Source organism: Fluviispira sanaruensis (assembly GCF_004295685.1).
In the GTDB taxonomy this organism is placed as follows: Bacteria; Bdellovibrionota_B; Oligoflexia; order Silvanigrellales; family Silvanigrellaceae; genus Silvanigrella; species Silvanigrella sanaruensis.
In genome coordinates this window covers 26,562-41,732 of the sequence record NZ_AP019368.1, presented here as the reverse complement: position 1 = coordinate 41,732, position 15,171 = coordinate 26,562, and the positions used below count along the sequence as shown (strand labels likewise).

At 34.9% G+C, this 15,171-nt stretch carries 14 protein-coding genes and 2 tRNA genes; 9 read left to right on the top strand and 7 right to left on the bottom strand.

Going from position 1 to position 15,171, the window contains the following annotated elements:
* Positions 1-15: 15 nt before the first annotated feature.
* The 4 genes from EZS29_RS00195 to EZS29_RS00180 form a co-directional block, all read right to left on the bottom strand.
* Positions 16-831 (bottom strand): sugar phosphate nucleotidyltransferase, encoded by an 816-nt coding sequence (locus tag EZS29_RS00195; protein WP_130605347.1) that lies wholly within the window; start codon positions 829-831, stop codon positions 16-18.
* 120 nt (positions 832-951) lie between these two features.
* A complete protein-coding gene (tadA, locus tag EZS29_RS00190) occupies positions 952-1,437 on the bottom strand; it encodes a tRNA adenosine(34) deaminase TadA (protein WP_216678696.1) in 486 nt (161 codons plus the stop codon).
* A 22-nt stretch (positions 1,438-1,459) separates the two neighbouring features.
* A tRNA-Ser gene (locus tag EZS29_RS00185) sits at positions 1,460-1,549 on the bottom strand.
* Between the two features lie 22 nt (positions 1,550-1,571).
* Positions 1,572-1,648 (bottom strand) — tRNA-Arg (locus EZS29_RS00180).
* A gap of 260 nt (positions 1,649-1,908) precedes the next feature.
* On the opposite strand from EZS29_RS00180, the gene EZS29_RS00175 reads away from it, so the two are divergent.
* Genes EZS29_RS00175 through EZS29_RS00145 form a run of 7 tightly spaced genes read left to right on the top strand, consistent with a single transcriptional unit; the run spans position 1,909 to position 9,388 of the window.
* Positions 1,909-3,057, top strand: a complete 1,149-nt coding sequence (locus EZS29_RS00175) for a BMP family lipoprotein (RefSeq protein WP_130605345.1) — start codon at positions 1,909-1,911, stop codon at positions 3,055-3,057.
* Positions 3,058-3,085: 28 nt separating this feature from the next.
* Entirely contained in the window at positions 3,086-4,102 is a 1,017-nt protein-coding gene (locus EZS29_RS00170) for a BMP family lipoprotein (protein WP_216678695.1), read from the top strand.
* A gap of 1 nt (position 4,103) precedes the next feature.
* Positions 4,104-5,144, top strand: a complete 1,041-nt coding sequence (locus EZS29_RS00165; protein ID WP_130605343.1) for a BMP family lipoprotein — start codon at positions 4,104-4,106, stop codon at positions 5,142-5,144.
* Positions 5,145-5,200: 56 nt separating this feature from the next.
* Positions 5,201-6,820: an ABC transporter ATP-binding protein gene (locus tag EZS29_RS00160; RefSeq protein ID WP_130605341.1), complete on the top strand. Its 1,620-nt coding sequence runs from the start codon at positions 5,201-5,203 to the stop codon at positions 6,818-6,820.
* Entirely contained in the window at positions 6,817-7,845 is a 1,029-nt protein-coding gene (locus tag EZS29_RS00155; protein WP_216678694.1) for an ABC transporter permease, read from the top strand. Before EZS29_RS00160 ends, EZS29_RS00155 begins: the two co-directional genes overlap by 4 nt.
* Positions 7,845-8,771 (top strand): ABC transporter permease, encoded by a 927-nt coding sequence (locus tag EZS29_RS00150; protein ID WP_130605339.1) that lies wholly within the window; start codon positions 7,845-7,847, stop codon positions 8,769-8,771. The genes EZS29_RS00155 and EZS29_RS00150 overlap by 1 nt, the downstream gene beginning before the upstream one ends.
* A gap of 20 nt (positions 8,772-8,791) precedes the next feature.
* Complete coding sequence (locus tag EZS29_RS00145; RefSeq protein WP_130605337.1) at positions 8,792-9,388, top strand: cob(I)yrinic acid a,c-diamide adenosyltransferase; 597 nt, start codon at positions 8,792-8,794, stop codon at positions 9,386-9,388.
* Here the strand turns inward: EZS29_RS00145 and EZS29_RS00140 are convergent.
* The gene (locus EZS29_RS00140) at positions 9,385-10,008 is read right to left on the bottom strand and encodes a fumarylacetoacetate hydrolase family protein (protein WP_172603680.1); all 624 of its coding nucleotides are present in this window, start codon (positions 10,006-10,008) and stop codon (positions 9,385-9,387) included. The genes EZS29_RS00145 and EZS29_RS00140 overlap by 4 nt on opposite strands.
* Before the next feature lie 206 nt (positions 10,009-10,214).
* Here EZS29_RS00140 and EZS29_RS00135 point away from each other — a divergent pair, with 206 nt between their 5' ends.
* Positions 10,215-12,395 carry a DEAD/DEAH box helicase gene (locus EZS29_RS00135; RefSeq protein ID WP_130605332.1) on the top strand — a complete coding sequence of 727 codons (2,181 nt, stop codon included), beginning with the start codon at positions 10,215-10,217 and terminating at the stop codon, positions 12,393-12,395.
* On the opposite strand, the gene EZS29_RS00130 is transcribed toward EZS29_RS00135, so the two are convergent.
* Together EZS29_RS00130 and EZS29_RS00125 are read right to left on the bottom strand one after the other, a co-directional pair.
* Complete coding sequence (locus EZS29_RS00130) at positions 12,382-13,146, bottom strand: TerC family protein (protein ID WP_172603679.1); 765 nt, start codon at positions 13,144-13,146, stop codon at positions 12,382-12,384. The two genes, EZS29_RS00135 and EZS29_RS00130, sit on opposite strands and share 14 nt — an antisense overlap.
* Positions 13,147-13,278: 132 nt before the next feature.
* Positions 13,279-13,860: a lysozyme family protein gene (locus EZS29_RS00125; protein WP_130605328.1), complete on the bottom strand. Its 582-nt coding sequence runs from the start codon at positions 13,858-13,860 to the stop codon at positions 13,279-13,281.
* 89 nt (positions 13,861-13,949) lie between these two features.
* On the opposite strand from EZS29_RS00125, the gene EZS29_RS00120 reads away from it, so the two are divergent.
* The gene (locus EZS29_RS00120; RefSeq protein WP_130605326.1) at positions 13,950-15,155 is read left to right on the top strand and encodes a hypothetical protein; all 1,206 of its coding nucleotides are present in this window, start codon (positions 13,950-13,952) and stop codon (positions 15,153-15,155) included.
* Positions 15,156-15,171 lie beyond the last annotated feature (16 nt).

Below are 15,171 nucleotides of genomic sequence, written 5' to 3'. Positions count from 1 at the left end.
TAAACCTCATTCCTATCATTTTATATTTGCATATTTGTTCTGGAATTTGACTTCCATTTCTGCCAATTGTTCTTGGGAGTTAATCCCTAAAAATTCACTTTCATCTTGACCTATCATATAACCAATTTTATTCCCTAATTTTTTAGAAATTTCGGGTGCATCAGTTAAATAATATTCTTTCGCTGCATTTGTATTATTGAGCTTAGATAAAATAGCATCTAAGTCATTTAAATTCGCGCATAAGAAGCCAGAATTGCAAAGAGCAATTTTTTTCTCATTCTCATTACAATCTTTTTCTTCTCGAATTGCTATGAATTCTTTATTACTATCTGTTAAAATACGTCCATAGCCAAAAGGATTTTTAGCCTTAAAAGTCATGATAGTAAATGAATTATTCTGCTCTGCATGGGTTTTGAGGAATGTTTTAAAAGTTTCACCCTCAACTCCAGGACTGTCACCAGGGGTAATAATAATGTTTGTCTTTGCACTATTTTCAATTTCGTTTGTAAAATATTTTTTTGCCGCTTCTACCCCACAGGCAGCAGCATGTCCTGTGCCCAATGGATTTTCTTGATAGGCAAAATTGATATTAATATCTTTTGGAAAAGAATGCAGTGCAATGATTTCTTCAACGAGTTTTTGCTTAGGAGAGATAACAACAATAATTTTCTTAACTTCAGCCACTATGAGCGATTCTATAGCCCAAATAACCAATGGTTTGCCAAACAGAACATGAGCTACTTTTGGTAAATGGGAATTCATTCTTTTTCCCATCCCTGCAGCCAGAACAACACCAATAGCTAAGCCATTGAATTGGTAAGGGGCTTCCACAGAATAATTCTCCAAATTAAATAATTTAAACGCAATCTTTTCATGAATGCTTAATTGTATCAAATAATAGATACATTTTCTTCTATTTACACAATAGGAAAATTATTTTCAAAATTTAAATTATTTTTTTCGCCGTGCTTTAAAAAAGCTTTTTAGCAGCATTGAAGACTCTTCAGAACAAACACCTTGAGTGATTTCACATTGATGGTTTAAGCGCTTGTCATTTAAAATGTTATCTAGGCTTCCAACAGCCCCTGCCTTGGGATCACAGGCAGCAAAGATTATGCTTGGGATTCTCGAAAGTATTATAGCTCCTGCACACATAAAACAAGGTTCTAGACTCACATAAAGACTGCAATCGCTTAAACGCCAACGCCCAAGTTTTTTACATGCAAGCTCAATTGCGATAAGCTCCGCATGGGCGGTCGCTCGATTTTCCGTTTCGCGAAGATTGTAAGCTTCAGAAATAATTTCGCCATGTGCATTAACTATCACGGCACCAACGGGGACTTCACCCAATGCAGAAGCTTTTTTTGCAAGTTCAATACATTTTTCCATGTACACTTTATGATTTAAACTTTTAGTTGTGGATTTTGTATTAGACAAAAGGTGTATAACCTAGAAAAGGTGGCGGAGCGAGAGGGATTCGAACCCTCGGAAGAGTCTCCCCTTCGCGCCCTTAGCAAGGGCGTGGTTTGAGCCACTCACCCATCGCTCCCCAAGGGATAAATATATAAAAATGGCGCGCGGTAAGCGATTCGAACGCCTGACCGCCAGATTCGTAGTCTGGTGCTCTATCCAGCTGAGCTAACCGCGCATTGACCTTGTCAGAAAGATTTTCATCTTCACTGCCAGAGTGTTCTGTGGTGTACAAAATCAAAAAAGAGAAGTCAACACAGATTGTCATTTTTTTCTCAGTCCGTATATTTTTGGTGAAATAAGGCACTTAAGCTAACGTAGCAAAGAATCAAAAAGTCCTAGAAACATTTGGCGCATTTGTGCTATGCCTTTTTTGCCTAGGCCTATTTGGCTAAGTATCATATTTTGCCAAGAAACATTATTCAGAAAGGATCTCTCGTGTCTCCTAACTGTACCTTTAAAAAAACGGGATTATTACTTTTTCCTCTCCTAAGCATGTCAACAATCTCCTCTTTAAGTCTTTATGCATCAGAATCCTCTAAAGCACCAGAATCCTCTAAGGCATCAGAATCCTCTAAAGCATCAGAATCCTCTAAAACATCAAAATCCTCTAAAACATTGGAGCCACCCAAGATTTGTATGGTTCTGGACAAGGGAGGCAAGGACGATAGGTCTTTCAATGAATCTGCAGTTACAGGCTTTAACCGAGCACTGAAAGAACTTTCTATTAGTAAGAACAGTAAGTTTGTAGAGCCCAAGAATGATGCTCAAATATATCCTTTCTTTAGGAGTTTTGCCACATCTGCGAAGTGTGATTTAATCATTGCCATCGGCTACAACCCCTCAGAATACGTCCCTGAACTCGCTACCAAGTATCCCGACAAGAAATTTCTCGCTGTCGATACAAACCTAGAAGACAAAAACTCTGCAAAAAACATTCGATCCATCACGTTTGCTGAACATGATGGTTCTTTTTTAGTTGGTGCTATTGCAGCTATGAAATCAAAGACAGGGAAAATAGGTTTTGTGGGTGGAATGGATATCCCTCTTATCCATCGCTTTGAAACAGGATATAAAGCGGGCGCAAAATATATTAACTCAGAAATTAAAATCACCTCCGCATACGTTGGTATAACAACAGATGCATGGAACAATCCCGCAAAAGCGAAAGAGTTGGCGCACGCACAATACAATGAAGGCAATGATGTTATTTTCCAAGTTGCTGCCAATTCAGGACAAGGTGTTTTTGATTCTGCAGAACAGATGAATAAACAATCAAAAACAAAACACTATGCGATTGGTGTTGATACAAATCAAAATTGGATCAAGCCAGAAATCATTTTAACCAGTATGGTTAAAAGAGTAGATAATGCAGTGTATTTTGCAATTAAAGATTTTACGAACGGAACATTTACCACGGAGCACACAGCTTTCAACTTAAATGATGGCGGAGTTGATTGGGCATATGATCAATACAATGAAAAATTCTTTACAGAAGCACAGGTAAATGAGATTAATGACATCAAAGAGAAAATAATTAATGGAAAAATAATTGTTCCTGATTATTATAAATTAGATAAAAAATAATATTCCCTTTGAAAGGTTTTAACTTAAAATGAAGAATATTCTTAGCTCTATTTTCTTTCTATCAATGTCACTCCACACACAATCAATTCATGCTGCTCCAAATCCAAAAATATGTATGATTCTCGATAAGGCTGGTAAGGATGATCGTTCTTTTAATCAAGCAGCATATGAGGGATTCCAAACTGCCTTAAAAACTTTACCTATTTCAAAGGAAAGTAAAGTAATTGATGCCAAGGAAGATGCACAACTTAAACAGGTAATTCGTTCTTTCGCAAAAGGCAATTGCGCAGTTATTTTTTCAATCGGCATAAACAATGCTGATGCAATAAAAGCTCTTATTCCTACATATCCTCAACAAAAATTTGTTCTTATTGATTCTATTATCAATGAAAAAAATGTTCGCTCCATTGTCTATAGAGAAGACCAGGGTGCATTTTTAGTTGGTACTATTGCTGCAATTAAGTCAAAAACAAATGAAATTGGTTTTATTGGAGGAATGGATATACCTCTTATTCGAAGATTTGAAACAGGATATAAAGCGGGCGCAAAGTATATCAATCCCGAAATTAAAATACTTTCTGCTTTTGTCGGAATATCCATTGAAGCATGGAATAATCCTACAAAAGCACAAGAAATTGCTCTCAATCAATATAGACAAGGTGCTGATATTATTTTTCATGCTGCAGGAGGTTCAGGTTTAGGTGTTTTTAATGCTGCTGAAAAAAAAGAAAATTTAAAACATAAAAAATATGCGATTGGCTGTGATTCCAATCAAAACTGGATTAAACCTGGTATTATTCTCACAAGTATGACCAAAGGGGTTGCCGCTACAGTTGTAAACACCATTCAATCCGTAATTGATGATAAATTTATGACTGGGACTCATTCCTATGGACTAGAGCATGACGGAGTCAATTGGGCCTTCGACAGCTACAATGAAAAATTATTCACGGAAAAAGATTTAGAAAAAATTGAGCGAATTAAAAACGATATTATAACAGGAAAAATTCCAGTTCCTGATTATTATAATGAGGTTAAGAAATAATATGCTATCATATAATTTTACAAAGAAAATAGCGGTAAAAATTTTAGCTATTTTTTCTTTTATAACTCTATCGTTAAATGCATACGCAGAAATAAACAATAAAATCTGTCTTATACTTGATAAAGGTGGAAAAGATGATAAATCATTTAACCAATCAGCGTATGAAGGCTTTTTAAAAGCTCAATCCGATTTTAAATTATCAAAAGAAAGTAAATACGTAACAGTAAAAGAAGATTCACAATCGACTCATTTTGTCAGAACTCTTTCAAATGGAGACTGTGGGCTCATCATTGCTGTTGGTTTTAATAATGCAGATGTCGTTGAAAAAATGGCCAAAAAATTTCCAAAACAAAAATATGTTCTTGTCGATTCTTCCGTTAAAGCAGAAAATATTCGCTCTATTTCATTTCAAGAGCATGAAGGTAGTTTTTTAATTGGTGCAATTGCAGCTATGAAATCAAAAACAAATCATATTGGTTTTATTGGTGGCATGGAAATTCCGCTAATAAAAAGATTTGCTTTAGGTTATAAATCAGGTGCTGAATATATAAATCCTAAAATTAAAATAACAGAAACATATGTAGGCGTTTCTCCTACGGCATGGAATAACCCTACTAAAGCAAAAGAACTTGCACTATCTATGTATAATCAAGATAATGATATCATATTTGTCGCCGCAGGAGCTTCTTCACAAGGGGTGTTTGACGCAGTTGCGGAAGTCAGCAAGAAAAACTCTAAAAAGAAAAATTATGTTATAGGAGTTGATTCCAATCAAAATTATTTGCAACCAGGGCTTGTATTAACAAGCATGGAAAAAAAAGTAAGTGTTAAAATATATGCTGCAATTAAAGATTTTATAGAAAATAAATTTTCAACCGGCGTTATTCGATATGGTTTTGACAATGATGGAGTCAATTGGGCATACGATAAATACAATGAACCACTTTTTACTCTTCAAGAGAGAGATAAAATTGATAATATAAGAAAAAATATAATTTCTCATAAAATTAAAGTCCCAGATTTTTATCAAGTAGGAAAATAAGGTTTTAATAATAATTTTATTTAGTTAATTTTTAATGATAAATGGTATTATATATTATGAAAAGTAATGAAACAAAGAACCAAATTGCTTTTGAATTTCGATCCGTTACAAAAACATTTGGAAAAATAATTGCTAATAATAAAATAAGTTTTTCCGTTCCTAAAGGTTCAATAAGAGCACTTGTTGGAGAAAATGGAGCTGGAAAATCGACAGCTATGAAAATTCTATTTGGCTTATATAAAGAGGATTCTGGAGAAGTACTCGTAAATGGAAAACCTCAACATTGGAACTCGCCAAGAGATGCAATAAAAAACGGTATTGGCATGGTACATCAGCATTTTATGCTTGCAGAAACAGCGACTGGTTTAGACAATATAATTCTGGGTGATGAAAGTGATAGTTTAAAACTTCCTTTCATACCACTTTCTCTCAATATTATTGACCGCAAAAAAGCTAAGATTAAAATTGAAAATATTGCTAAAAAATATGGATTAAGCGTACCATTGGATATTAAAATATCTAAACTTCCTGTTGGAATGCAACAAAGAATTGAAATATTAAAACTCTTATACCGTGATGCAGAAATTCTCATACTCGATGAACCTACTGCCGTTTTAACTCCACTTGAAGTTGATGAACTTTTTGTTAATTTAAAGAAATTAAAAGATGAAGGCAAGACTATTATCATAGTTACGCATAAGTTAAAAGAAGTTCTTAACTTTACTGATCATATAACTATATTTAGAAGCGGGCAAGTGATCGGAAATTTAGAGACAAAAGAAGCCAATGAAGAAAAAATAGCTTCGATGATGGTTGGCAGAAATGTCAATCTTAAACCAAAAATTCCTTGCAATACTAATTTAAGAGGACCAGTCTTAAATATAACTAATGTAACTTTAAAAGATTATAAAACAAAAGATTCAAAAAGAAATTTATTAAATAAAATAAATTTATCTGTATCAGGTGGTGAAATAGTCGGGATTGCTGGCGTAGAAGGCAATGGTCAATCCGATTTATTGGATCTTATTTTTCATCCACAAAAGTACTTTGGTAAAAAATCTTCCCAAAATAATCCTGCAAGTGGTGAAATTAGTCTTCTAGGTAATGATATTAAGCATAAAAAAAGCTCAGAAATGGCTGATATCAATGTTGGATTTATACCTGAAGATAGACATACAGAAGGATTGTTATTAAATATGTCTGCAGAAGAAAATTATATTCTTGGCCGACATTGGGAAACGAAGTTTCGCTTCGGTTTCTTACAAAATATTAAAAAAATAAAAGAAACTGTTAAAAATGAAATGGAAACATATGATGTTCGGCCACGAAATTCTGAGCTTTTAGCTACTGGCTTTTCAGGTGGCAACCAACAAAAAATAATAATTGCTAGAGAATTTGGCAAAAATCCAAACTTCATAGTTGCTGCTAATCCCACGCGCGGAGTTGATATTGGTGCGATTGAATTTATACACAAACAAATTGTTGAAGAAAGAGACAAAGGCGTAGGAATTTTACTCATTTCCTCTGAGCTAGACGAAATCACTACGCTTTCAGATAGAATTATCGTTCTCTACGAAGGAGAAATTGTGGCAGAGTACAGAAGAGACCAAGCAAACGAATATCAGATTGGACTTGCTATGTGCGGCGGACATCCCCAAGAAGGAGTTCAAAAGTGAATATCATTCGCCCCATAGCAGCTACTATAATTGGTCTTTTTTTAGGCTTGCTTGTTACTTATTTTGCAGGTGAAAATCCTTTAAATGTTTTTCTTATATTTACAACATCAGGTTTTGGTAGCGCTTACGATATAGGCATGACTTTAACTTATAGCATGCCGCTTATTTTAACAGGTCTTTCTGTATCAATGGCATTTAAATCTGGACTTTTTAATATTGGCGCAGAAGGGCAACTTACCATGGGTGCTTTAGCGGCTGCATCCGTTGGAGCGCTTTTCACTTCAATTCCACCTTTTATCGCACCTATTTTTGCAGGTATTTGTGCAATATTAGCTGGAGGAATATGGGGGGGTATTGCTGGATACTTAAAAGCAAAACGAGGCGCTCATGAAGTCATAACAACCATTATGCTCAACTTTGTTGCTGCAGGTATTGCAAGCTATGTCACTGTTTATTTATTAAAGGATCCAAATACTCAAAACCCACAAACAATTCCTATTTCTCCAAATTATAAACTCGAGTCCTTCGCATTTTTTGATAGCGCGCCTGTTTCAAGTGCACTCTTTTTGTCAATTATAGTAGCGATTTTGGTCTGGATATTTTTATACCGCACACCCCTTGGATATGAAATAAGAGCCGTTGGCTCCAATGAATCTGCAGCATCCACTGCCTGCATTAGTATTTCAAAAACTCAAATTTTAAATATGTTTATTGCAGGAAGTTTAGCTGGACTTGTTGGAGTGGGAGAAGTCTTAAGCCGCTCGGAATGCTTTAAACTTGACTTTTCGCCTGGCTACGGTTTTACGGGGATCGCGGTCGCATTTTTAGCGCGTGGCAACCCTATTGCCATTATATTTTCTGGACTTCTTTTTGGCGTCCTGCAAAAAGGCGCCAGCGATCTTGAAATATTCACGCACAATGTCACTTCTGACCTTTCACTTGTATTACAGGCATTAATAATCCTTGCTGTATCTGCTGATGGTTTATGGGAAAAATTCATTTCTGCTAAAAAGGTTAAATTGTAATGGACTGGATTAATCTTGCTATTTCTATAAGCGGCGCAACTATTCGGATGTCGGCTCCACTTATCTTCGCTGCTCTTGGTGGTCTTTTTAGTGAAAGAAGTGGAATCATAAACATTGCTCTCGAAGGCAAAATGCTTGCAGGCGCATTTGCCGCAGCCGCTGTTACGACGTTAACTCAAAACCCTTACCTTGGACTTCTAGCAGGTGGTTTAGCTGGTATGTTAATGTCGATTCTTTATGGAGTTTTCGTTATTAATTTTAAAGCCAACCAAATTGTTGTTGGAACCGCTATTACAATCTTAGCAACGGGTACGGTGCCATTTTTTTCTCAAATACTTTTCCAAAACACGGGTTCTACACCAGAAATTCCAATTGGAAGTAGGTTTATATACACACCCATTATGATTGCTTGGGCTCTTGTTATTTTAATTTGGTGTTTATTTAAATTCACACCTTACGGAATGTGGCATAAATTTGCAGGTGAACATCCCGACGCACTCCAAACTTCTGGTGTCGACGTGATACGAACACGTTGGTCAGGCGTTTTGGTCTCTGGTTTTCTTGCTGGTCTCGGCGGCGCAACATTATCTATATGCTTATCAAGTGGTTACACACGAAATATGACAGCCGGGCGTGGTTATATGGCTTTAGCTGCTCTTATTGTCGGTGGCTGGAAACCAATAACAGCTGCTTTAGCTTGCTTGGCATTTGGCTTCTTCGATGCTCTTGGAATCACTTTACAAGGTTTCCAAATGCCGAAGCCTGACTTTACAATCGATCTTTTCAATCAAATTTGGAATTTCTTTGTTTCCGCTCAGTTTATACAGATCATTCCTTATATTCTTACTATTGTTGTTGTTGCTGGTTTTGTTGGCAAAAGCAGACCACCCAAAGCATTAGGTCAACCTTATTTAAGAAATCGGTAATTTATTCCTTTGGGGTCAAAATGAGAGTTACAAAAGTCTACACACGTACAGGTGATAAGGGCACAACCGCTCTTGCGGATGGCAGTCGTATTGGCAAAGACAGCTTAAGATTAGAAAGTTATGGCACAATAGATGAGTTAAATAGTGTCATTGGAATTTGTCTACAAAATACTCAAGAAATATCTGAGGAACAAGCACTTCAGATTAACTATTGGTTATCAGCAATTCAAAATGATTTGTTTAATTTAGGATCCGATCTTGCTACTCCAATTGCTTCTCGTTGGAAAAATATGATTCTTATTAATGAAGCAGATATATTACAATTAGAGAAATTAATTGATTATTGTCAACTTAGCTTAGAGCCGCTAAAAGAATTTGTTCTTCCTGGAGGAACTCTTTTAAATTCATATTTGCATTTTGCTCGCACAGTTTGCAGACGAGCAGAAAGATTTATTGTTTCGTTAGCGAAAGAAGAAGAAATTAATAATTTTGCATTAATATATATCAATAGACTTTCAGATTTATTTTTTGTACTCGCTCGCTGGGTTCAACGAGTTTCTGCTAAATCCGAAATGACATGGAACAAGTCTTTAGGTGTTCGCTCTCTTAAAATTTAATTCCAACAAACACTATATCTTATTGATGCAAAATTGAGAGTCCCCTTTTGTCCAGATAACACAGGCCCTACCCCAGCAGGAGTTCCAGTAAATATAAGATCTCCTGCTACAAGTGGGAAGAATTCACTTATATATGCAACGCATTCTGCTGGACTGAATCGCATATCTTTTCCAAAACCCTCTTGCTTAATTTTATCATCTAAAGAAAAAGAGAATTTTTCATTTAAATAATTTGGAAATTCTGAAATTCTTAACCAAGATCCAACAACCACGCTGTCTGGAAATACTTTACTTGTCGTCCATGGCTGTCCTGCTTTTTTTTGCGCTGTTTGCAAGTCTCTTAAAGTCATATCGAGACCAATTGAAACAGCACCTATAGCCTTCTCAGCATCTTTTAAATCGAGTTTATAACCACCTTTATCAAGTCTTAGAACTATTTCCGATTCATAATGCAATGATCCCATATTTTGTGGTATACTGAGGAGAAGCTCTTCATGATTTACTGCTGCTCTCAGCACACTTTTGGGTTTTATAAAGAGCACGGGTTTTTCAGGAACGACATCTCCTAGCTCTTTTGCGTGATCGAGATAATTCTTGCCAACGCACACAATTTTATCCATAACCAAGACTCCAGGAGACAAATGTTCTTTTTCATAAAAGTACATGTTTCTTATTGGCATGTACCAAATGATAATTTAAAGAAAGTAAGTGGTATTGTCTACAAGACTAAAAAAAGAGTTCTATATTCTTCTTGGCCAATCACACCGCTTGAGAGTATAAAAATTGAAGCATTGTTATTTTTTGATTTGTTTTGGAGAAGTTTAGTATGGGATTTAGAGGTAACAACAGGAATACATATCGTCCAAAACCCCCCAAAGGACCCGTTCGTTTGACATTTGGCATTATTGAAGACAAAACAAATGAAACAAAACCTGTTGCAATTGCTCAACCTCAATTTGAGAAACAGGAAATTATTGGGACATTATATTTAAAAAAAATTAAAATAGATAATGTCAAACCTCTTCCCGCAAAACATATTTCAAGAATTATAGAAAATATCTCCAAAATATATGAAGAAGGTCGATATTTAAATACAAATACAGTAATCGACTCTGAAAATAATATTTTTAAAGTTACATTTAACTATAATCAAAATACAATTGACAGGATTAAAGGTCTTGATCGCAATGAACGTCAATGGGAACCTGAAGAAAGACTTTGGAAAGTTTATATAGCAAGTTTTGACGATTTATTCGATATTTTGGGCAAAGGATTTAAATTAACAGATAATGCATTTCAAGAAATCAAAGAGTTTGTTAAAAGCAAATACTATGCACATATTGCACCTAGTAAACTCGGTAAATTAATATTAAGAGAAAGCTGGTTTGAAGAATTCGATCTCTCTACTGAAGTAAATGCATTACAAGGCAGTGAAGCCATGGCTTTACATGGATCTGTAATCTCTAATTATTCAAAACCACAGCTAGAACTTCTTGAAAAAATTAAACAGCAAATATCTTTATTTTCCTTTAAAAGAAAACCATATTCTCACCAATTAGTAGGGATCGAATTTCTTTTACAAAATCCAGCTTGTGCTTTATTGGATGAAATGGGTTGTGGTAAAAGTTTTCAGATTGCATCTTCTGTCGCAATGCTTTTGCAAAGTAAAACAATTGATAGATGCCTAATTGTGGCACCAAAATCTCTTATCAGAACTTGGCAAGAAGAAATGTCTCTCGCAACTTCAATTCCATATACTGTTATTGAAGGATCTCCTGCTCAAAGAGCAAAACTCTTAAAAAGCCCTTCACAAATATTTATTGTCCATTATGAAGGTATCCGCCTTGAAAAAGAAGCTCTTTCAGAGTGGATTAAAGAAGGCGAAGGTATGCTTGTTTTTGATGAAAGCCAAAGAATTAAAAACTTAAATGCTCAGACAACTATCAGCGCAAAATATATACGTAACAGCGCTAAACGCTGTGTCATTGCAACAGGTACTCCAATTGCAAATAGACCACTCGACCTTTTCGCTCAATATTTTGTCATGGACAATGGGAATACTTTCGGCACCAGTTTTCCGGCATTTAAAAACACCTTCTGTTACATAGATATCCTAGAAATAAATCAAGGGCGCAGAAAAGTTAAAATTGAAAAATTCATGGGTGTTCGCAATGGTGAAGAATTGAGAAAAAGAATTCTTGCCACAAGCTTAAGACGTTTAAAAAATGAAGTTCTAGATTTACCTCCTATTATATTTAAAGATTATGCAATTGAATTAAAAGCTGAGCAAAAAACAATTTACGCCAAAATGCGTGATTCTGTTCGCAGTGAAATCGAAAACATGAGTCCTGAAGAATATGCGAGTCAAGCAAATAACATAGTTGTTCGTCTGTTACGTTTGTCTCAAATTGCATCGAATCCAAAACTAATTGATCCTAAGTACGATGGAACAAATGCAAAACTTTCTGAGTTAGAAGATCTCTTAACCGATATTTTCTCTGACGAAACGAAGAAAGTTATTTTATGGAGCCACTTTGTGGGCAACGTAAATTATCTTGCAGAAACCTACCAAGAAACATGGGGTGCCGTTGCTCACACGGGTGAAATGAATATTGAAGAGCGCGCCCATAGTATAGAACAGTTTCAAAATAATCCTGAGTGCCGCCTCTTTATAGCTACTCCTCAATCGGCAAAAGAAGGTTTGACTTTATTGCCGCGAGACGGAAAAATGAAGGCAGACACCATGATTTATATGGATCTTAATTTTGATGGAGGAAGCTACGTTCAGTCTCAAGCGCGTTTCCACCGTATTGGACAAAATGCAGAAAAATGTCTCGTAATACATTTACTTGGTGTTGATACTGTTGATGAATACATTAAAAAATCTCTAATCGACAAAATCCAAACGGCTTCTCAAATTCTTGATAATGCGAGTCAAGAACAATTAAATCAAATAAAAGGTGAAAGCTTTAAACTTAGCAAAGAAGAAATTCTTAATATTTTATAACTTTTCTTATTTTTTTATTAGATATCATTTCCATTTCTTTTCTTTTACTTTTATTAATTTCATAGCGTATTTGCAATAATTGTATTAATAATGAGAAAAGAAGTGGAGCATATAAATATTGCTTTGGTATGGAATGATCGAACGCTTCAAGACACAATGTTGTACCTATGACAAACATGAATACTAAAGATAATATTTTTACAGATGCAAAGCGCTTAATAAAAGAAGCCACTTTATTGACAAATAAAATCATAATACAAACAGAAACTAGAATTGAAAAAATAATAACTAATAAATTTTCTGTGAGTCCAATGGCAGTAAAAATAGCGTCCATCGAAAAAACAGCATCGATAAATACGATCTGAGTTACAGCAGAAAACATTGATACTTTATATTTACTTTTTTCTTCATCTGCATCACTATCTTTATGCTCAACTGTTGAATGAATTTCTTTGATTGATTTCCAAATTAAAAACAATCCACCAACAGTCAATATGATATCTCGGGTAGAAAAATCAAAGCCTCCAATAAAAATAAAACTTTTTTGAAAAGAAGAAACCCAAGTTAAACCTACAAGAAGAAAAACTCTTGTAATTGCAGCTAAAATTAAACCTAAATAACGTATAAAATTCTGATTTACCAAACTCACACGATTTGAGATGATTGAAATCATCAATATATTATCAAAACCAAGCACAATTTCTAAACAAAGCAATGTAAAAAAAGTAATAAGAATACCGGCATCGGGCATTTTACTTCCTCCAACCATAATAAAACTTTATATCATATAATTTTATAACTTAATATTTTTTTAATTCATGAACTTAATTTTTAAAATAATTTTTCAATATCGTACATTAAAAATATAATTTTCCAAATTTTTTTAAAGAAACTCAGATAGAATTTTTCTAAGTCTCAAACCAGAGGATTGAATTTTTATTCTATAACTCCGACCGCGGTCTTCGTTATAGGAATGATAGCAATTTATCCAATTATTGCCACAAGATTTTACATAACCTTTTAAAATCCTGTTTGAAAGAAAATTTACTGAAAAATCACCACTCATAAACTCAATAGGCTCAAAACCAGAACGAGCTCCGTTTGCTCGCCAATTAATTTGCAATGGTCCTATGTCGACATTCTTATCTTTTGCCAACCCCTTTTTTAAAAATACTTCGGCATTTTTACCCGTTAATATATTTTTACCCTCGACGAGAATAACTTTCATTTTAAAACTCGATTCTACATGTGCAATTTGCCAAATGATGTCAGGATTTTTCGTACGACATGCCGCTTTTGCAAATTCTAAAATTTCAATTCTTTCATCTGGCGGTAATTTTTGTGAAGTTACTTTTCCTGCGGCTGCTAAGAAAATTGAATGGCATGGAATTTTTCTTTCCTTTGAGACAAAATTAATTGCTTGCCCTTCTAAAACATGTGTTGGAAATGCGTCAATTGAAATCACAATAAATCCTCACTCCGCTCGCGTGCCTCATTCAAATCAAAAAAAATCCGATCTTTAACTCTATATCTCATTTATTGAGAGGTTTGATTTTGAAAAACAGATTTATTTTTTCTAAAATAAATATAATTATAGTATTCATTCTATTAAATTATAATTTAATTTGTCGAGCAAATTTAATCATTCCACCCCTCGATTTATATCTTGATTCCCATTCTCTCGGAATGGGGGGAGCATTTGTTGGTCTTGCGAATGACGAAAATGCTCTATTTAGCAATCCTGCTGGTATTGGCGAAACAGATAAAAGAGATCGTTCAAAATCCGTAGTGAAATTTGCTACTTTTCCAAATATTACCGCAGCAGCAAATTCATTCTCATCGAGTTTGCTAGGTAATTATTTTGATAGCAATATAAAATACCCAACAAAAGAAATCGAAAACTCTATAGAAAATGCTTCTCCAAATGATATTGTTTTTTCTCGCGCAAGCATATTTCCAACAGTGGTTCTCTCGCGCTTCCAATTTGGATTTTTAGCAGATACTTTGGTCACTGGCTACACAACCCAATACTCTACTCCTCAAACAAGCGCTTATACAACCGCAGCAAATCCACTTACATATGATCGAAGCTTCTCACTAGTCACTCGCTCACAAATTGGCCCTTGTATAGGTATTGGCATCCCAATTCCAGGAACAAATTCATCATTTGGAATTGGTACACGTTATTTAGAAAGAGCTTCTATCGTTTCAACTGTTGAAGGCAATTCAAATGGATTTCTCAGAGAATCTTCTGATGCAACAAGCAAGAGTTTGAATAAAACCCAAGGTTTTGCTTTTGATCTCGGATTTATGCTGCCTTTTAAAGGCCCGTGGAACTATAAAATTGGGCTTTCCGCCCTCGATGTTGGAAATTCTACATACCAACCTGTCAATAGTTCCTCTGTAAAAGAAGTTGAAAAAATGAATATTAAAGCAGGAATGAGTATTAACCCATCTCTAGGTAAAGATCTTGGCTTTATTTTATCAATTGAGGGAGATAGAATTAATGATCTACGAGTAAATGACCGAGATAAATTGCGTGTTGGAAGCGAGCTCAGTTTTGGTTCTTTTAACAGCAACGATGCTTTTCTCTCTTTAAGAGCGGGTTACGCTATGAGAACTGTAAGCGCAGGAATAATGATAAGAACCATATTTGCACGATTGGAGTTCACAACATTTGGAGAGGCTGTTCAAGCTAGCAACGGAATTGTTGTAGACAGACGCTATGCCTTTCGTCTAACAGTTGATTTAAATAAGTAAAAATTGATTGTTATCT